The 18,848-nt window shown below is 70.4% G+C and carries 15 protein-coding genes; 6 read left to right on the forward strand and 9 right to left on the reverse strand.

Features of this window, described 5'->3' with window-relative positions:
* Positions 1–56: 56 nt before the first annotated feature.
* Entirely contained in the window at positions 57–542 is a 486-nt protein-coding gene (locus VGZ32_RS27600; RefSeq protein WP_326889156.1) for a GbsR/MarR family transcriptional regulator, read from the forward strand.
* A gap of 27 nt (positions 543–569) precedes the next feature.
* Here VGZ32_RS27600 and VGZ32_RS27605 read toward each other — a convergent pair whose 3' ends face one another.
* On the reverse strand, positions 570–1,361 hold the full coding sequence (locus VGZ32_RS27605; protein ID WP_326889157.1) for a hypothetical protein: 792 nt from the start codon (positions 1,359–1,361) through the stop codon (positions 570–572).
* Positions 1,362–1,466: 105 nt separating this feature from the next.
* Between VGZ32_RS27605 and VGZ32_RS27610 the strand changes: the two genes are divergently transcribed.
* Positions 1,467–2,039, forward strand: a complete 573-nt coding sequence (locus tag VGZ32_RS27610) for a YdeI/OmpD-associated family protein (RefSeq protein WP_326889158.1) — start codon at positions 1,467–1,469, stop codon at positions 2,037–2,039.
* Between the two features lie 84 nt (positions 2,040–2,123).
* Here the strand turns inward: VGZ32_RS27610 and dnaE are convergent, their stop codons facing one another.
* Both dnaE and VGZ32_RS27620 read right to left on the reverse strand, forming a co-directional pair.
* Entirely contained in the window at positions 2,124–5,672 is a 3,549-nt protein-coding gene (dnaE, locus tag VGZ32_RS27615; protein ID WP_326889159.1) for a DNA polymerase III subunit alpha, read from the reverse strand.
* 84 nt (positions 5,673–5,756) lie between these two features.
* Positions 5,757–6,419 carry an alpha/beta family hydrolase gene (locus tag VGZ32_RS27620; protein WP_326889160.1) on the reverse strand — a complete coding sequence of 221 codons (663 nt, stop codon included), beginning with the start codon at positions 6,417–6,419 and terminating at the stop codon, positions 5,757–5,759.
* A 397-nt stretch (positions 6,420–6,816) separates the two neighbouring features.
* Here VGZ32_RS27620 and VGZ32_RS27625 point away from each other — a divergent pair, with 397 nt between their 5' ends.
* Genes VGZ32_RS27625 through VGZ32_RS27635 form a run of 3 tightly spaced genes read left to right on the forward strand, consistent with a single transcriptional unit; the run spans position 6,817 to position 10,678 of the window.
* Positions 6,817–7,872, forward strand: coding sequence for an extracellular solute-binding protein (locus VGZ32_RS27625; protein WP_326889161.1), 1,056 nt, complete (start codon positions 6,817–6,819; stop codon positions 7,870–7,872).
* Complete coding sequence (locus tag VGZ32_RS27630) at positions 7,869–9,461, forward strand: iron ABC transporter permease (RefSeq protein WP_326889162.1); 1,593 nt, start codon at positions 7,869–7,871, stop codon at positions 9,459–9,461. Before VGZ32_RS27625 ends, VGZ32_RS27630 begins: the two co-directional genes overlap by 4 nt.
* A gap of 5 nt (positions 9,462–9,466) precedes the next feature.
* Positions 9,467–10,678 (forward strand): ABC transporter ATP-binding protein, encoded by a 1,212-nt coding sequence (locus tag VGZ32_RS27635; protein ID WP_326889163.1) that lies wholly within the window; start codon positions 9,467–9,469, stop codon positions 10,676–10,678.
* A 14-nt stretch (positions 10,679–10,692) separates the two neighbouring features.
* Here VGZ32_RS27635 and VGZ32_RS27640 read toward each other — a convergent pair whose 3' ends face one another.
* The 5 genes from VGZ32_RS27640 to VGZ32_RS27660 all read right to left on the reverse strand — a co-directional run bounded on the left by VGZ32_RS27640 (position 10,693) and on the right by VGZ32_RS27660 (position 14,675).
* The gene (locus tag VGZ32_RS27640) at positions 10,693–11,538 is read right to left on the reverse strand and encodes an LLM class F420-dependent oxidoreductase (RefSeq protein WP_326889164.1); all 846 of its coding nucleotides are present in this window, start codon (positions 11,536–11,538) and stop codon (positions 10,693–10,695) included.
* Positions 11,539–11,843: 305 nt separating this feature from the next.
* A complete protein-coding gene (locus VGZ32_RS27645; protein ID WP_326889165.1) occupies positions 11,844–12,782 on the reverse strand; it encodes an RluA family pseudouridine synthase in 939 nt (312 codons plus the stop codon).
* Positions 12,779–13,390 (reverse strand): signal peptidase II, encoded by a 612-nt coding sequence (lspA, locus tag VGZ32_RS27650; protein ID WP_349263775.1) that lies wholly within the window; start codon positions 13,388–13,390, stop codon positions 12,779–12,781. The genes VGZ32_RS27645 and lspA overlap by 4 nt, the downstream gene beginning before the upstream one ends.
* 117 nt (positions 13,391–13,507) lie before the next feature.
* Complete coding sequence (locus VGZ32_RS27655) at positions 13,508–14,149, reverse strand: TraR/DksA family transcriptional regulator (RefSeq protein WP_326889167.1); 642 nt, start codon at positions 14,147–14,149, stop codon at positions 13,508–13,510.
* A gap of 244 nt (positions 14,150–14,393) precedes the next feature.
* A complete protein-coding gene (locus VGZ32_RS27660; protein ID WP_414642613.1) occupies positions 14,394–14,675 on the reverse strand; it encodes a DUF167 domain-containing protein in 282 nt (93 codons plus the stop codon).
* 439 nt (positions 14,676–15,114) lie between these two features.
* Between VGZ32_RS27660 and ileS the strand changes: the two genes are divergently transcribed.
* Positions 15,115–18,312 carry an isoleucine--tRNA ligase gene (ileS, locus tag VGZ32_RS27665; RefSeq protein ID WP_326889169.1) on the forward strand — a complete coding sequence of 1,066 codons (3,198 nt, stop codon included), beginning with the start codon at positions 15,115–15,117 and terminating at the stop codon, positions 18,310–18,312.
* Positions 18,313–18,500: 188 nt separating this feature from the next.
* Here the strand turns inward: ileS and VGZ32_RS27670 are convergent.
* The coding region (locus tag VGZ32_RS27670; RefSeq protein ID WP_326889170.1) for a hypothetical protein at positions 18,501–18,848 on the reverse strand (348 nt) is incomplete at its 5' end.

Here is an 18,848-nt window from a genome sequence, read left to right on the forward strand (position 1 = left end):
AAAGATGCGAAGTGTATGAATTCCGTAGGGCGAGCGGAGGAGGGAGAATCATCGGCATGACAGAGGACTCACCGGTCCGCGACGAGGAGGCGGTGCGCCGGTTCGTGGAGCAGATCGCCATGCAGTTCGCCGAATGGGGCTTCCCCCGGATGGCCGCCCGCGTCCTGTTCGCCCTGATGACCGCCGACGAGCCGGGACTGACCGCCGGCGAGCTCGGCGAGCGCCTCGACGCCAGCGCGGCCGCGATCTCGGGCGCGGTGCGGTACCTCGGCCAGCTGCGCCTGGTGGTGCGCGAGCCGGTGCCCGGATCCCGGCGCGACCTCTACCGGTTGGCCGACAACGCGTGGTACGTGTCCGCGTCCGCCGAGATGGGGCTTTACAAATCGCTCATCGCGACCAGCGAGTCAGTACTCGAGGCACTCGGCGGCCCGCGATCACCGGCCCGGGCGAGGGTCGCCGAGATGCGCGACTTCCTCCTGTTCCTGCAGGACGAGATGGCCGGGCTGCTCGAGAAGTGGAACGCGACGCGCGCGGCCGGCTGAGCCCGCGCGACCCCGGTCCGGCAGGAGTCAGACCGGCGCCGACGACGACTCGGGACCGGAAGGTCCGTACTCGGTCGGCTCGACATCCGGCGGAACCGACTCCGAGCGCAACGGATCTGACTGCGGTGGATCGGACGGCATTGGATCCGGCCGCACGGGATCCGAGGGCGGCGTCACGCGCGGCGGCGGTTCCCCCGGGATCAGCTGCTCGGCACCCCAGCTCGCGAGCTCGCCGGGACGGGGCGGGTCCGACGGTCCAAAAAGCAGCATCAGCAGGAAGAACAGCCCGACGGCGACGGCGGGCCAGAGCCAGATGACGCCGGTCGCCCGCACCGTGAGCGGAAGGTCGAACACGGATCCGTCGGCCAGATGGGCGACCACGCGACTCGCCGATCCGTGACCGGGGCCGACGTACGCACCGAACCACGAGGCCAGATAGCTCGCACCGTATCCGCCCAGGGCCAAGCCCACAGCAGCGCCTGTGCTGCCGCGCTTGTGATAACGCAGGAACGCGAACGTGCCGAGCAGGAGCGCGGCGATGCAGGCGAAGAGCGCGAACCAACCGTCCCGGGCGATGAACGTCTTGCCCTCGGGCGCGGCGTAGTAGGCATTGTGCTGGCTGTAGACGCCCAGGACCGGGGGCGAGACCCAGCGCCACACCGCGCCGACCGCGAACGCCAGCGCCGCACCGAGCGCGGCGGTGATCACGCAGGCCCGGATGTCGTCGAGCAGGGCTTTGATCAGCTCGGCGAGGTTCCGCGGACGGGGTTCCGGGTCCTCGGGGACGGCGCGCGTCGACCAGGGGGTGTCGGTGCTCATCCGGCACAGCCTTTCACGCGCACGCTTTCTTGTCGCGCGGGGGTCCGCACTCGGGCGGCTCCCGTTTTCGCGCCCGATGTCGGAGAGGCATGATTCGATGAATGCATGGAGCGGTTGATCCTGCCGTTCGCCGGCGCGGCGGACTGGGAGAAGTGGCTTGACGCGCATCACGCCGACACGCCTGACGGCCTCTGGCTCAAGATTGCCAAGCGGGGCTCCGGCATCGCCACGGTGACATACGCCGAGGCCCTGGACGTGGCGTTGTGCTACGGCTGGATCGACGGGCAGAAGGGCGCGATCGACGAGGTCTGGTGGCTCCAGCGGTTCAGCCCGCGCCGCGCCCGCAGCAGCTGGTCGAAGGTGAACACCCAGAAGGTGGCCGAGCTGATCGCGCAGGGCCGGATGCGTCCGCCCGGGCTCGCTCAGGTCGAAGCGGCAAAGGCGGACGGCCGCTGGGAGCGTGCCTACGAGGGGGTGGCGGAAGCGCAGGTGCCCGCGGACCTCCAGGCGGCCTTCGACGCGAATCCCGCCGCGGCAGCGTTCTTCGCGACCTTGAACAGCCAGAACCGGTTCGCGGTGCTCTACCGGATCCAGGACGCGAAGAGGCCGCAGACGCGTGCCGCGCGCATCGAGAAGTTCGTCGGCATGCTCGCGCGCGGGGAGAAGATCCTCCCCTGAGCGCCGCGCCCGCAGGGCGCTGAGATCATCCGTCGGGAGATCGTCTGTCAGGGCCGTGCCCTCACCGCTCCCTCCCGCCGCCTCCTACCCCAGGCAGGACGGGCCGAGCAGAGCCTTGAGGTCGCCCATCAGCGCCGGGGACGGGGTGACCCGCAGATGGTCGCCCACTTTGAGCGTGGTGGTGCTGTTCCGGCCACGCATCCGGACCCTGACCTCCGTCATCCCCGGGTGGCTGGCCAGCACCTCGCGTAACCGGGGCGCCGACTGCGGGGTGATCTTCGAGTCGGGCACGTGCAGCACCAGCGGGCGGCCCGCCTCGGCGTCGGACAGGTCGGGGACGGTCAGCTCGAGAGCCATCAGCCGCGGCACGTCCTCGCGCCGCTCCACCTTGCCCTTGACCAGCACCACCGCATCCTCGGCCAGGTTGGTCGCGTAGAGCTGGTAGCTGTTCGGGAAGAACATCACGTCGATCGAGCCCTCGAGGTCCTCGATGGTCGCGATCGCCCACTGGTTGCCCTGCTTGGTCATCTTCCGTTGCAGGCCGCTGATGATCCCGCCGATGGTCGCCACCGCGCCGTCCGGATACATCTGCGCCTCGGCGTTGAGGTTCGCCACCGTCGTGTCCGCCTTGGCCGACAGCACGTGCTCGAGGCCGGAGAGCGGATGGTCGGACACGTACAGGCCGAGCATCTCCCGCTCGTAGCCCAGCAGGATCGACTTGTCCCACTCGGTCGCCGAGAACTCCAGCTCCAGGCCCGGCACCGCGGGCGCCTCGTCCTCGCCGAGCAGCGCGCCGAACAGCGAGTCCTGCCCGATCGCCTCCTGCTTCTTGACCTCCACCACCGAGTCGACCGCGCGCTCGTGCTGCTCCAGCAGCCCGCGCCGGGTGTGCCCGAGCGAGTCGAAGGCGCCCGCCTTGATCAGCGACTCGATGGTCCGCTTGTTGCAGACCACCGCGTCCACCTTGCCCAGGAAGTCCTGGAAGGAGGTGAACCTCCCCTTCCCCCGGCGCGCCGCGCGGATCGACTCGACCACGTTCGCCCCGACGTTGCGGATCGCGGACAGGCCGAAGCGGATCTCGTGGCCGCGCGGGGTGAAGTCGGCGTCCGACTCGTTCACGTCCGGCGGCAGTACCTTGATTCCCATCCGGCGGCACTCGCCGAGGTAGACCGCCGACTTGTCCTTGTCGTCCTTGACCGAGCTGAGCAGCGCGGCCATGTACTCCGCGGGGTGGTTCGCCTTGAGGTACGCGGTCCAGTACGCGACGAGGCCGTATCCCGCCGAGTGGGCCTTGTTGAAGGCGTAGTCGGCGAACGGGACCAGGATGTCCCAGATCGTCTTGACCGCCTCGGCCGAGTAGCCGTTGGCCTTCATGCCCTCGGAGAACGGGACGAACTCCTTGTCCAGGACCTCTTTCTTCTTCTTGCCCATCGCGCGGCGCAGCAGGTCGGCCTTGCCGAGCGAGTAGCCGGCCAGCACCTGCGCGGCGGCCATGACCTGCTCCTGATAGATGATCAGGCCGTAGCTGACGTCCAGGACCTCGGCGAGCGGTTCGGCCAACTCCGGGTGGATCGGGGTGATCGGCTGGCGGCCGTTCTTGCGCTCGGCGTAGTTGATGTGCGAGTTGGCGCCCATCGGTCCGGGCCGGTACAGGGCGATGACGGCGGAGACGTCCTCGAAGTTGTCCGGGCGCATCTGCCGCAGCAGCGAGCGCAGCGGGCCGCCGTCGAGCTGGAACACCCCGAGCGTGTCGCCGCGGCCCATCAGCTCGTAGGTGGCCGGGTCCTCCAGCGGGATCTTCAGCAGGTCCACCCTGGTGCCGGTGCTCTGCTCGATGTTGCGCACCGCGTCGTCGAGGATGGTGAGGTTGCGCAGGCCGAGGAAGTCCATCTTGATCAGGCCCAGCGACTCACACGTGGGGTAGTCGAACTGGGTGATGATCACCCCGTCGGCGGGCCGCATCATCACCGGCACGTACTCGGTGATCGGCTCCGAGGAGATGATGACGCCGGCCGCGTGCACGCCGGGCTGCCGGATCAGGCCCTCGATGCCCTTCGCGGTGTCCACGACCTTGCGCACGTCCGCGTCGCCGTCGTACAGCGCGCGGAACTCGCCCGCCTCGTTGTAACGCTTGTGCTCCGGGTCGAAGATCCCGGACAGCGGGATGTCCTTGCCCATCACCGCCGGGGGCATCGCCTTGGTGATGCGGTCGCCCATCGCGAAGGGGTAGCCGAGGACGCGCGAGGCGTCCTTCACGGCCGCCTTCGCCTTGATGGTGCCGAAGGTGGCGATCTGCGCGACCTTGTCCGAGCCGTACTTGTCGGTGACGTAGCGGATCACGTCGGCGCGCCGGCGGTCGTCGAAGTCGACGTCGATGTCGGGCATCGAGACGCGGTCGGGGTTGAGGAACCGCTCGAACAGCAGGTTGTACGGGATCGGATCGAGGTCGGTGATGCCGAGCGCGTAGGCGACCAGCGAGCCGGCCGCCGAGCCGCGGCCCGGGCCGACCGGGATCCCGTTGTCCTTGGCCCAGTTGATGAAGTCGGCGACCACGATGAAGTAGGACGGGAAGCCCATCTGGATGATGATCCCGAGCTCGTACTCCAGCCGCTGCCGGTAGACCTCGTCGTCCGGGTAGCCGCCGGGGAAGCGCGCGTCCAGGCCGTCGTAGGAGAGCTTGCGGAACCATTCGACCTCGTTCATGCCGTCCGGCGGCGGCAGCTGCGGCATCAGGTTCTTGAACTCGAACATCCCGGCCGGATCGACCTTCTCGGCGATCAGCAGGGTGTTACGGCAGCCCTCCAGCCAGACGTCGGCGCTCTCGACGGCGCGCATCTCGTCGGCGGACTTGAGGTAGTAGCCGTCGCCGCCGAAGCGGAACCGGTTCGGGTCGTCGATGTTGGAGGCGGTCTGGATGCACAGCAGCACGTCGTGCGAGACGGCCTCCTCCTTCACCGTGTAGTGCGAGTCGTTGGTGACCACCGGCGGGATGTTCAGCTCGCGGCCGATCCGCAGCAGGTCCTCGCGCACCCGGGTCTCGATGTCCAGGCCGTGCGACATCAGCTCCAGGTAGTAGTTGTCCTTGCCGAACAGGTCCCGATATGTGGCGGCGGCCTCGAGCGCCTTTTCGTACTGGCCGAGCCGCAGCCGGGTCTGCACCTCTCCGGACGGGCATCCGGTCGTGGCCATCAGCCCCTCGTGGTGCTCGGCCAGCAGTTCCCGGTCCATCCGCGGCCACTTGCGGTAGAAGCCCTCGGTGTACGCTCGCGAGGAGAGCTTGGTCAGGTTCTTGAGCCCGCGCGCGTTGGCCGCCCAGATGGTCATGTGGGTATAGGAGCCGGAGGCCGAGACGTCGTCGGATTTCTGGCTCGGCTGGCCCCAGAGGATCGGCTTGGCGGTCTGCCGCGCCTCAGGCGCGACGTACGCCTCGATGCCGATGATCGGTTTGATGCCGGCGGCCGTGGCCTGCTTGTAGAAGTCGGACGCGCCGTGCATGTTGCCGTGGTCGGTCATCGCCACCGCGGGCATCCCGAGCTCAGCCGCCCGCTTGAACATGTCCCTCAGCCGCGCCGCCCCGTCGAGCATCGAGTACTCGGTGTGAACGTGCAGGTGAACGAACTGCTCAGAGGTCACGTCGCGGCCTTTCGATGCGTGCCGGGGGACTGGGGCTCGGCGGCATTTCCGAACGCAGGCAACGCTACCCGTTCCCACCGACGCTCAGGCGCGGTGGCCGACCAGATCATCGATCCATGCGGCGACGGCGTCGACGATCGCGTCGAGCACCGAAGGCTGGTCTTTGCGGACGGCGAACTCGTGGTTGCCCGCGGGCAGCGCGACGAGCCGGTGGGTCTTCGGCAACTCCGGGAACTCCGCGCCGGTACCGAACGGATCGGTCGCGCCCTGGACGATCAGGGTGGGAAGACCCGTGCCGAGCAGTTCGTCGGCGCGCGACTTGTCCGGCTTGCCCGGTGGGTGCAGCGGAAAGGCGAGCGCGAGTACGCCGACGGCTCCGACGGCCTGGCCGGTCCGGCACGCGACGCGGGCTCCCGCGCTGCGTCCGCCGACGATGATCGGGACCTGGCCGAGACCGCCCTTTGCACCTTCGGCGTCGCGGCGCACCTGCTCGACCACCGGCAGCCAGCCGGCGTCCAGGACCTTCGGCTGTGGAGCGATCCGCTTTCCCGTCACCCGCCACGGCTGCTCGACGAGGGCCACCTCCACGCCGCCCGGCGGCAGTGCGGCGGCGAGCACCTGGAGATCTGGCGCGTCGATCCCGCCTCCCGCGCCGTGGCCGAGAACGAGTACGGCGCGGCGGCTGCCATGGGCCGGCAGCCGGGTGATCCGGGCCTCGCCGGCGGGTGTCTGGACGAGCACTTCCATGATCCCGAGCGTAGCCCCCGCCGATGCTCGAGGGCTGCTGGGGAACGCCGCGAGGATATCCCGCCGGTCGATTGAACCAATTCGGGTTCGGCGGCGTGTCCAACCGCAAGCACGGGTTGACCGTTTATCGGTCACCCGGGGCGCAACTCGCGTTGTTTCCGGCGTGTCCGCAGGTCAGCAATGATGTGCGGGCCGGAATTCACGGCCCCGATATCAGCTTTGCGATGCCTGCTGCCCGCACATCGCGGAGATATTCGTGCTCGACGAAAAAAGGGACGCGAGTTTCGCCGAAGCGGTTGCAGGAGGGCTGGAGATCTGTAAGGTGAGGCTTACCAAACAAGTTAGGCCAGCCTTACCTAAGTAAGGTTCGCCTTATCCCTTCGAGCTGGAGCCGCCCATGCACCGCATCCGCCTTCTCGCCGCCGCCCTGCCCGCAGCCGCACTCGCGGCCGCCACCGCCGGGTGCAGCACCCTAGGCGGCAGCTCCGCGACCGCAGCGCAGACCTCCGGCATCACGACCCTGGTCATGTACAGCGGTCAGCACGCGCAGACGACCGCCGCGCTGGTGGCGGAATTCGAGAAGCTCAACCCCACCGTCAAGGTGACCGTGCGGTCGGACGACGAGGGCACGCTGGCCCAGCAGCTGCAGCAGGAGGGCTCGAAGTCCCCCGCGGACCTGTTCTTCGCCGAGAACTCCCCCGCCCTCGAAGTACTCCAGGAAAAGGGACTGCTCGCCCCCGCGCCCGCCGAGGCGCTGAATGCGATCCCCGCCCAGTACAGCTCCCCGCAGCACGACTGGGTCGGCATCACCGCCCGGGTGACCTGCCTCGTGGTCGCCAACAGCGTGCCGGCCGGGCAGGCCCCGACCACCGCGATGTCGCTGGCCGATCCGCAGTGGAAGGGCAAGCTCGCCTTCGCCGGCAGCGAGACCGACCTGCAGCCGATGATCACCGCGATCGGCGCGAAGTACGGCGTCCAGGCGGCGACTAACTGGCTCAACGGCCTCAAGGCGAACGCCGCGGCCCACCTGCTGCCCGACAACGAGACCGTCACCAAGGACGTGGACACCGGGCAGGTGCAGATCGGCGTCGTCGACAACTACTACTGGTACCGCCAGGCGGTCGGCGACGGCGGCTTCACGAAGGCGAACTCGCACATCGCCTACTTCGCCAACGGCGACCCCGGCTACGTGCTGAGCGTCTCGGGCATCGCGACCCTCGCCTCCAGCAAGCACAAGGACGCGGCCGCCTCCTTCATGAAGTTCCTGGCCTCGCCGCCGGCCCAGCAGATCATCGCCACCTCCGACAGCTTCGAGTACCCGCTGCTGCCCGGGATCGCGGCCAACAGCGCCGAGCCGCCGCTGTCCACTCTGCACCCGGGCACCGTCTCGATCTCGGCCCTGGGTGACGGCTCGACCGCGATCTCCCTGCTCCAGGCGGCGCAGCTGCTATGAGCACGCAGACTGACGCGCTCCCCATCAGCGCCGCAACCGCCGCGCCGCCCGCGCCGGCACGCCGCGCCCGCCGCCCGCCGCTGCTGCTCGGGCTGTCGGCCGCCGCCGCGGGCCTGATCCTCCTCCCGCTGACCTTCCTGTGCGTCCAGGCCGGGCAGGCGGGCTGGGACTCGCTGGCCCGCCTGCTGTTCCGCTCGCTGACGGCGCGCCTGCTGGAGAACACGATCGAACTCGCGGTCTGCGTCACCGCGATGTGCGCCGTGATCGGCACAGCCGCCGCGTACGCCACCGAGCGGACCGACCTGCCGTTGCGGCGCCTATGGTCCGCGCTGATCGTGCTGCCCTTGGCGATCCCGGACTTCATCGTCGGCTACACCTGGTCCTCGCTGTGGCCCTCCCTGCACGGGCTGGGCGGCGCGATCCTGGTGATGACCATGAGCCTCAACCCCTTGGTCTACCTGCCGGTCGCGGCGTCCCTGCGGGCGTCCGATCCGGGCCTGGAGGAGGCCGCGCGGTCGCTGGGCTTCGGGCCGGCGGCGGTGTTCCGCAAGGTGACGCTGCAACAGATCCGGCCGGCCCTGGTGGGCGGCTGCCTGGTGGTGTGCCTGGCGCTGCTCGCCGAGTACGGGGCGTTCGAGATCCTGCGCTTCCAGACCTTCACCACCACGATCTACACCGAGTTCACCGTCGCCTTCTCCTCCTCGGCCGCCAGCGCGCTCGCGCTGGTCCTGGTGCTGCTCGGTCTGGGCGTGCTGGCGGCGCGGCACTTCGCGACCTCGCGCCGCGGCCGGGTGGTGCGCGCCGGGGGCGGGGCCCGCCGCCCGCCGATCCGCCACCGCCTCGGCGTCCGCGCCGTTCCGGTCACGCTCGGCTGCGCGGCCCTGGCCGGACTCTCCCTGGGCGTGCCGATCTCCACGCTGGTCTACTGGCTCACCCGCACCCAGCCGACCACCCTTCCGGCCGTCGCCCCGGTGCCGACCGCCGCGATGACCACGCTGCTGTACGCGCTGCTGGCGGCGGCCGGCGCGACCGCCCTGGCGCTGCCGGTCGCGCTGCTCGTCGACCGGCATCCCGGACCGCTGTCGCGGCTGCTGGAGTCGGCGGCGCTCAGCGTGCAGGGGCTGCCCGGCCTGGTGATCGCGATGGCCCTCGTGTTCTTCAGCGTCCGGTTCGCCTTCGCGCTGTACCAGACCCCGATGCTGATGATCGCCGGCTACTCGATCCTGTTCTGCCCGCTCGCGCTGGTCTCCGCGCGCGCCTCGCTCGCGCACGCCCCGGCCCGCCTGGAGGAGACCGCCCGGTCGCTCGGCAAGCGGCCGACCGTGGCGCTGGCCCGGGTGACCCTGCCGCTGATGGCCCCCGGGCTCGCGGCCGGCTTCTGCCTGGTGTTCCTCTCCGTGGTCACCGAGCTGACCGCGACGCTGCTGCTTCTGCCCACCGGGGTCAAGACCCTGGCCACCCAGTTCTGGGCGTTCCAGAACGACCAGTCCTACGCCGCCGCCGCGCCCTACGCGGCCGCGATCGTCGCGATCGCGGTCGTGCCGAGCTACCTGCTGGGCCTGTGGTTCGACAAGAAACGAGGAGCCTGACACCCATGACGATGACCGCCGAACCGGCCGCCGAGACCGCCCCCGCCATGCGCATCCGCACCAGCGCCGGCGCCCCCAGGGCCGACGAGCCGATCCAGCCGCCCGAGCCATCCGCCGTCGTGCGTGTCAGTTCTCTGTACAAGTCGTACGGCGCCACATCGGTGCTGCGCGGCGTCGACCTGAGCATCCACGCGGGCTCGCTCACCGCGGTGCTCGGGCCGTCCGGAAGCGGCAAGACCACGCTGCTGCGCCTCCTCGCCGGCTTCGAGCGGGCCGACCGCGGCATGATCGAACTCGGCGGCCGGATCGTCGACGACGCGCGCTCGGCCATGCCACCGGAGAAACGCCGGATCGGCTACGTGCCGCAGGACGGTGCCCTGTTTCCGCACCTGACCGTGCGCGCGAACGTCGGCTTCGGCCTCGGCCGATCCGACCGCCGCAGCGGCCGGATCGAGGAACTGCTCACGCTGACCGACCTGGACGGCATGGCCGACCGGTACCCCCACCAGCTGTCCGGCGGCCAGCAGCAGCGCGTCGCCCTGGCCCGGGCGCTGGCCCCGAAGCCGGACCTGGTCCTGCTGGACGAGCCGTTCTCGGCGCTCGACGCCGCACTGCGGGCTTCGGTGCGCGCCGAGGTGCTGTCGATCCTGCGCGCCACCGGCTGCACCGCGATCCTGGTCACCCACGATCAGGACGAGGCGCTGTCCATGGCCGACCGCATCGCCGTCCTGCGGGACGGACTGGTGATCCAGCACGGCACGGCGCAAGAGCTCTACGACACCCCGGCCGATCCGCAGCTGGCGTGCTTCCTGGGCGAGGCCAACCTGGTCAGCGCCACACTCACCCCGAACGGCTGCGACGCGGGCGCGCTCGGTCTGCTTCCGCTGCGCGCCCGGTCCTCCTGCGACGGCGCCGCGACCGCGCTGATCCGACCCGAGCAGCTGGCCATCGAGGTCTGCGGCGACGGCGACAAGACCAACCGCCACGACGGCTGCGTCTCCGGACGTGTCGAGCGCTGCGAGTACTACGGGCACGACATGATGCTGACGGTGCGCCCGCAGGCGGACCCGGCCGAGGAGTCGTCGCCGTGTCTTCCGGACACGCTGCTGGCCAGGCTCCCTGCGAGCACGCCGCTGGCGGTCGGCACCGCAGTGACGGTCACCGTGCGCGGACCCGTCACGACGTGGGAGTCCTCACGGTCGGCAGCCGCCGCGTAGGCGAGGTGAGGCTTTCAGGCGAGCGGAGCGAGCACCTCTGCGAGAGGGGCGAGCACCGCGGGGGTGTACGGCGCCGGGAGGATGACGATCGCGAGGTCGAGTCCCTCCTGATCGAGGTCCGCGATCAGCTCGGCGCCGCGCGCCAACTCGTCGGCCGAGTCGGAGTGCAGGCGGATGTGGCTGGAGAGGGTGATCTCCTTCGGATCGCGTCCGACCTGCTCGCAGTGCGCGTACAACACGTCGCGCTTGTGCGCGAACTCCTCCCGCGTGCCGCCGACGAAGTTCCAGTGCTGCGCATACCGCGCCACCGTCCGCAGCGTGCGCTTCTCGCCGGCGCCGCCGATGCAGATCGGCGGATACGGACGCTGGATACTCTTCGGCTCGCACCGCGCGTCGGTGAGCTGGTAGTACTGCCCTGAGAAGGTCGTGGTCTCCTGGGACAGCAGCCCGATGAGCACCTGGCAGGCCTCTTCGAAGCGGTCGCTGCGCTCGCGCGGGGTGCCGAGTTCCATGCCGTAAGCGGCGGACTCCTCCTCGTTCCAGCCCGCGCCGATCCCCAGCTCGAGTCGTCCGCCGGAGATGATGTCGAGCGTGGCCACCATGTTGGCCAGCACCGCCGGATGCCGGTAGTGGATCCCGGTGACCAGCACGCCGAGCCGCAGCCGTCGGGTCGCCTGCGCCAGCGCGGCGAGCGCGATCCAGCCCTCGAGGCAGGGCCCGGCGGAGTCGCCGCGGATCGGGTAGAAGTGGTCGAACAGCCAGCCGGACTCGAACAGGTCGATCCGGTCGGCCTCCTTCCAGACCGGGAGGATCTCTTCCCACGTGGTGTGTTGCGGCGAAGTCTTGATCGCGAATCGCACAGTCCGCTCTTTCTCCGGGCGCGACATTACCGCCCGCGTCTAGTACCGAAGCGCCGCGTTAACAGTTACATCTCCCGTCGCGCCGTCGCAAGGGTTTCCAGGGAGATTATTCACAAGAATGACCAAATTTCATGTACGCGAATATCTAGGTGCCGACTGCAGGACCCGCAAACGCGTTGAGCGGCACTGTGCGCACAGCGCCGCACACTGCACCGCGAGACAGCCACGCATCGCGCACCACACAAGGTGCCACACCTCATCACAAGACCCGCTGTGACCGGCACCATCTCTGGCCGTTAGTTCGGCTAACTATCCGCTTCGACGAGGTCGAGGGCGTGCTGGAGGTCGTCCGGGTAGGGGGAGGTGAACTCGACCCAGTCGCCGGAGGCGGGGTGCTCGAAGGAGAGACGCACCGCGTGCAGCCACTGGCGGGTGAGGCCGAGGCGCTGGGCCATCTTCGGGTCGGCGCCGTAGGTCAGATCGCCGACGCACGGGTGGCGCAGGGCGCTCATATGGACGCGGATCTGGTGGGTGCGGCCGGTCTCGAGCTTGATGTCGAGCAGGGTGGCGTGCCGGTACGCCTCGATCGTGTCGTAGTGGGTGACGCTGTCCTTGCCGCCCACGACCACCGCCCATTTGTAGTCGTACTTGGGGTGGCGGTCGATCGGCGCGTCCACGGTGCCCGACATCGGGTCCGGATGCCCCTGCACCAGCGCGTGGTACCTCTTGTCCACACTGCGGTCGCGGAACGCCTGCTTCAGCACCGAGTACGCCAGCTCCGACTTCGCCACCACCATCAGGCCCGAGGTGCCGACGTCGAGCCGGTGGACGACGCCTTGGCGCTCGGCGGCGCCCGAGGTGGAGATCCGGTAGCCGGCCGCCGCCAGGCCGCCGACGACCGTGGGCCCGAGCCAGCCCGGACTCGGGTGCGCGGCGACGCCGACCGGTTTGTCGACCACCACGATGTGCGCGTCGTCGTGCACGATCCTCATGCCGGGCACCGGTTCCGGGACGACGTCCGCGACCGGCACCGGCGGGGCGGGCAGCTCGACTTCCAGCCATGCGCCGCCGCGCACCCGGTCCGACTTGCCGACCGCCGCGCCGTCGATCGCGACCCGGCCCTCGGCGGCCAGCTCCGCGGCCTTGGTCCGGGACAGGCCGAACATCCGGGAGAGCGCCGCGTCGACCCGTTCGCCGTCGAGCCCATCGGGTACCGGCAGCGACCGCTGGCCGGTGCCGCTCACCGGGCCGCCCGCTCATCGGTGCCGTCGGGGTGCAGGCCGCGGAAGGCCAGCAGCACCATCAGCGCGCCGCCGACGCAGATGGCCGAGTCGGCGAGGTTGAAGATCGGCCAGTGCGGGATCTCGATGAAGTCCACCACCCAGCCGCGGAACACCCCCGGGGCGCGGGCGATCCGGTCGGTCAGGTTGCCCAGCGCCCCGCCGAGCAGCAGCCCGAGCGCGATCGCCCACCGCACGCTGAACAGCTTGCGGGCCAGGCGCAGGATCACCGTCACCACGCCGACCGCGATCAGCGTGAACACGACCGTGTAGCCGGTCCCGCCCAGCGAGAAGGCCGCCCCGCCGTTGCGCGTGTAGTCCAGTTGCAGCGCCGATCCGAGCAGGCGGATCGGCGAGCCGTAGGTCATCGTGGCGGCCACGACCACTTTGCTGACCACGTCCAGGGCGTAAACCGCCGCGGCGACCACCAACAGCACGCCGACCCGCCGCTTGCGGCCGTCGGCGCGCACGCCGTCGACCGACGATGCCTCGGGGGCTTGTGGCTGCTCAGCGTCCGATTCGTCGCCGGACACGGCCGCCGGGAGGGCGGACTCCCCGTTCGCGGTCTCCATACGTTCCACGCGGTGACCTTACCCGGTCCACACGGCTGCGCGGTTTCCCCGTACGCCCGGCGCCGTGCACAGGCGGCTGTGCCTATGCCGGCGCGGGCGTGCGACCTGCAGCACGGATTACCGGCGCTCCTGCTTCTGCTTGCAGCCCATGCACAGGGTCGCCCGCGGGAAGACCTGGAGACGCGCCTTTCCGATCGGCTCGCCGCAGCTCTCGCAGACCCCGTAGGTCCCGGCCGCGATCCGGGCCAGGGCGCGCTCGGACTGCAGCAGCATGTCGCGCGCGTTGTTCGCGATCGACATCTCGTGCTCGCGCTCGAAGTTCTTCGACCCGGCGTCCGCCTGGTCGTCCCCGGCGCCGTCGCTGGCGTCGCGCAGCAGATCGGCCAGGGCCGTGTCCGCGGAGGCCACGTCGGCGCGCAGCCGCTCCACCTCGGCGCGCAGGTCGGCCTCGACCTCGGCCACCTCCTGCGCGGTCCACGGGTCCTCACCGGGACGCACCGGCAGAGCGGTCCCCGCACGGGCCGCGTCAGCCATCGGACCATTCACCGTCACCGGCTCGGTGACCAGCGCGTCCGGCACGGTGGGAGCATCCGTCTTGGCCTTCACGGCGGACCTGCCGCGCGACGCGGGCACCTTATTGGACGGCCCCGAGGCCGGCCGCTGCGCGGGCTTGGCCGCCGTCTTCTTCACGCTCTTCTTGGCGGACGCCGCCGGGGCCGCGGCGGGCGCGGAGGCGGAATTGCGCGCGGTGGTGCTCACGGATGCATCCCTCGCTCTCGGATTGGAAACGGCCGTCCCGGGAGGATCGGTGGTGGTTGCCGGGGCGGCGCGGGCGGACGCGTCATGCAGGTTCCGGGAGCGGTTCGACGCCCGTTCACCCATTCCGCACAACGGGTTACGCGAGCGATTGGTGCCCGGCGGCCCCCGACGCTAATCACGAAACAGCAAAGATCTTTTTCCTTCCGGGCATTACTCCGTCCGAGTGGGCAGGTGAACGCCCTTTTCAGCCCGCCCGCAGCGCCGCGAGTCGCCCAATTAGGCCATTCGGGGGTGTCTTGACGGCCACGAGCTTGTCCCGGCCCGTCGCCCCCGCCACCAGCGTCAGCGCGCGTCTCGGCACGCCCAGCGCCTCGGCGAGGGCACGCAGCGCGGCCTCGGTCGCCTTGCCGTCCACCGCGCGCTCCGTAACCGCCACGATCAGCGCGCCGTCCCCGCCGTAGGCGCCGCCCGGGTAAGTCCCGCCGACGCTCGTACGCGAGGAGCCCGGCTTCACCCGGATCGCGATCCGGAGCGTGCCCGCTCCCTGAGGACCGGAGACGCCGCCGTCCGACGCGCCTCCCGCCGCCTTCTGTGCCACGCCCCCGATTCTGTCCGGAAATCCCCTCGCGGCGCTCCCCCGCGCGCGCCGTACACTGGATGCGCGGTCCGAAGGCAACGATGGGGAAAGTAGCGCCGCACGCAGCCGCGAGCGAGCCAGGGACGGTGTGAGCCTGGCGGCGTGCGCGACGTGAAGCATCACCCCGGAGCCGCCGGAAGAACAGCGGACAGCAGGCCGTCCCGGCCCGCCGACCGCCCAGTAGACCCGGCCGGACGGCACGACGAGAGGATCCGGGAGGCAGATCCGGATCAAGGAGGGTGGTACCGCGGGGCCCGTCTTCAAGGACGGCCGCCTCGTCCCTTCGCGACGCACGCCGACACGACCGCTCGCGAGAGGGACCAACAGGATGTATCGCCCGGTACCCGCCCAGGTGGACCTGGTCGCCATGGAGCACGAGGTGCTCGACTTCTGGCGGGACGAGTCCGTCTTCCGCAAGTCGCTCGATGCGACCGCGGCCGGACCCCGCTGGACGTTCTACGAGGGGCCGCCCACCGCGAACGGCATGCCCGGCACCCACCACGTCGAGGCCCGCGTCTTCAAGGACGTCTTCCCCCGGTTCAAGACCATGAAGGGCCACCGGGTCGAGCGGCGGGCCGGCTGGGACTGTCACGGACTGCCGGTCGAACTCGCGGTCGAGAAGGAGCTGGGCTTCTCCGGCAAGCAGGACATCGAGGCCTACGGGGTCGCCGAGTTCAACGCCAAGTGCCGCGATTCGGTGCGCCGCTACGTGGACGCGTTCGAGAAGATGACCGAGCGGATGGGCTACTGGGTGGACCTGTCCCAGGCCTACTGGACGCTGAACCCCGACTACATCGAGTCCGTGTGGTGGTCGCTTAAGCAGATCTTCGACAAGGGTTTGCTGGTCCAGGACCACCGGGTCGCCCCGTACTGCCCGCGGTGCGGCACCGGCCTGTCGGACCACGAGCTGGCGCAGGGCTATGAGACGGTCGTCGACCCGTCGGTGTTCGTGCGCTTCCCGCTGACCTCGGGACCGTTGAGCGGCAACACGTCTCTGCTGGTCTGGACGACCACGCCCTGGACGCTCGTGTCCAACACGGCTGTCGCCGTGCACCCGGACGTCACGTACGTCGTCGCGACCGACGGGAGGGAGCGCGTGGTTGTCGCGGAGCCGCTGCTGGGCAAGGCGCTCGGCGAGGACTGGGAGACGACCGGCGAGTCCTTCACCGGGCGGGAGATGGAGCGCTGGACCTACCAGCGGCCGTTCGAGCTCGTGGACATCCCCGACGCACACTTCGTCGTGCTCGGCGACTACGTCACCACCGAGGACGGCACCGGCCTGGTCCACCAGGCGCCCGCGTTCGGCGAGGACGACCTGAAGGTCTGCCGCGCCTACGGCCTGCCCGTGGTCAACCCGATCCGGCCGGACGGCACCTTCGAGGAGTCGGTCCCGCTGGTCGGCGGCGTGTTCTTCAAGAAGGCCGACGAGCGGCTGACCGCCGACCTCAAGGAGCGCGGCCTGCTGTTCCGTCACCTGGAATACGAGCACTCATACCCGCACTGCTGGCGCTGCCACACCGCGTTGCTGTACTACGCGCAGCCGTCCTGGTATATCCGCACCACGGCGGTCAAGGACGCCCTGCTGCGGGAGAACGAGCGCACGAACTGGTTCCCGGAGAACGTCAAGCACGGCCGCTACGGCGACTGGCTCGACAACAACATCGACTGGGCGCTGTCGCGCAACCGGTACTGGGGCACCCCGCTGCCGATCTGGCGCTGCCCCGAGGGCCACCTGACCGTGGTCGGCTCGCTCGCGGAGCTCGGCGGGCTGGCCGGGCGGGACCTGAGCGGCCTGGACCCGCACCGGCCGTACATCGACGAGGTCTCCTTCGCCTGCCCCGCCAAGTCCGACGACGGCGGAGCCCCCTGCGGAGCCGACGCCGAACGCGTGCCCGAGGTCATCGACTGCTGGTACGACGCCGGGTCGATGCCGTTCGCCCAGCTCGGCTACCCGCACGCGCCCGGCTCCGCGGAGGAGTTCGCCCAGGCCTACCCGGCGGACTACATCTGCGAGGCGATCGACCAGACCCGCGGCTGGTTCTACACCCTGATGGCGATCGGCACCCTGGTGTTCGACCAGTCCTCGTACAAGAACGTGCTCTGCCTCGGGCACATCCTGGCCGAGGACGGCCGCAAGATGTCCAAGCACCTGGGCAACATCCTCGAGCCGATCCCGCTGATGGACCGGCACGGGGCGGACGCGGTGCGCTGGTTCATGCTGGCCGGCGGCTCGCCCTGGTCGGCCCGGCGGGTCGGGGACACCACCATCCAGGAGGTGGTCCGCAAGACCCTGCTGACCTACTGGAACACGGTCGCGTTCCAGGCGCTGTACGCGCGGACCGGCGGCTGGTCGCCCTCCGCGGCCGATCCGGCAGTCCAGGACCGCGAGGTGCTGGACCGGTGGGCGCTGTCCGAGCTGAACAAGCTGGTGCGCGAGGTGGACGCGGCGCTCGAGGCGTACGACACCCAGCAGGCGGGCAAGCTGCTCGCGGCCTATGTCGACGACCTGTCGAACTGGTACGTGCGCCGCTCGCGCCGCCGCTTCTGGGACGCCGACCCCGCGGCGCTCGCCACGCTGCACACGGTGCTGGAGACGGTGACCCGGCTCATGGCGCCGATGGTGCCGTTCGTGACCGAGCGGGTGTGGCAGGACATGGTGCGGCCGGTCACCCCCGGCGCGCCCGAGTCGGTGCACCTGGCAGCCTGGCCGGTCGCCGATGACGGTCTGGTCGACGAGCGGCTGGGCGAGCAGGTGGCGCTGGTGCGGCGGCTGGTCGAACTGGGCCGGGCGACGCGCGCGGAGTCCGGGGTGAAGACCCGTCAGCCGCTCGGCCGCGCGCTGGTCGGCGCGTCCGGGTGGGCAGGGCTCGGCGACGCGCTGCGCAGGCACGTGGCCGACGAACTGAACGTCGAGGGCACGGGCGCGCTCTCGGAGGCGGGCGGCGAGCTGCTCGAGTACCACGCGAAGGGCAACTTCCGGAACCTGGGCAGGCGCTTCGCGAAGCGCACCCCGCTGGTGGCGAACGCGATCGCGGCGGCGGACGCGGCGCAGCTCGCACAACAGCTGCGCGAGCGCGGCACCGCGACGGTCACCGTGCCGATGACGGACGAGACCGGCGACGAGGGCGCGAGCGAACAGGGGCGGGAGCAGGTCGAGGTGGTCGCCGACGAGGTGATCGTCACCGAGACCCCGCGCGAAGGCTGGGCCGTGGCCACCGCGGGCGGCGAGACGGTGGCGCTGGACCTGGCGATCACGCCGGAGCTGCGGCTGGCAGGCCTGGCGCGCGACGCGGTCCGGCTCATCCAGGACGCACGCAAGTCGACAGGCCTCGACGTCGCCGACCGGATCGTGTTGCGCTGGCAGGCCACCAAGCCGGAGACGGCCGAGGCCCTGCGCACGCACGGCGACGCCATCGCGCAGGACGTGCTCGCGGTCGAATTCGCCGAAGCCGAGGACGCGGGCGCGTCCGCCGGAGCGGTGGTCGACGCAGACCTCGGCCTGACTGTCTCCTTCGCCAAGGCGTGAGCCGGCTCGCTGACGAGCAGTCCGCACGTGCCGAGGGCGCGGTGATCGCCACGTCCTCGGTCTGCTGCCTCGTTCACGAACGCCCGAGGCAGCCCGCGCTCAGGAACAGTCCGCACGCACTGACGACGCGGTGATCGCCGCATCCCCTGTCCGCTGCCTCGTTCACGAACGCCCGAGGCAGCCCGGGCTCAGGAACAGTCCGCACGCACTGAGGACGCCGTGACGTGGAAGCGGTCGCCGACGAACCCGCCCGCGTCGGTGAGCCGCAGCCGCAGAACTCCATCGGGCAGTCGCACGCCCGCCGCCGCGGCGGGCTGTACCCACTGCCCCCTGACCATGGCCTGGTTGACCGCGAACTGGGTAGTCGTCCCGGCTGCGGTGAGCTCATAGATCGCACCGCCGGAGGACGAGTCGATGGCGGCGACATAGATCGACAAGGTGCAGCGCGCGGCGCGGCGCAGATGGAACTCCCAGGTGAAACCGGCATCCGTGACCGTGGTCGAACCCGACTTGCGGAACGCCGCCGCCACGCCGCC

The organism is Actinocrinis sp. (assembly GCF_035938995.1).
Lineage (GTDB): Bacteria > Actinomycetota > Actinomycetes > Streptomycetales > Catenulisporaceae > DASZGI01.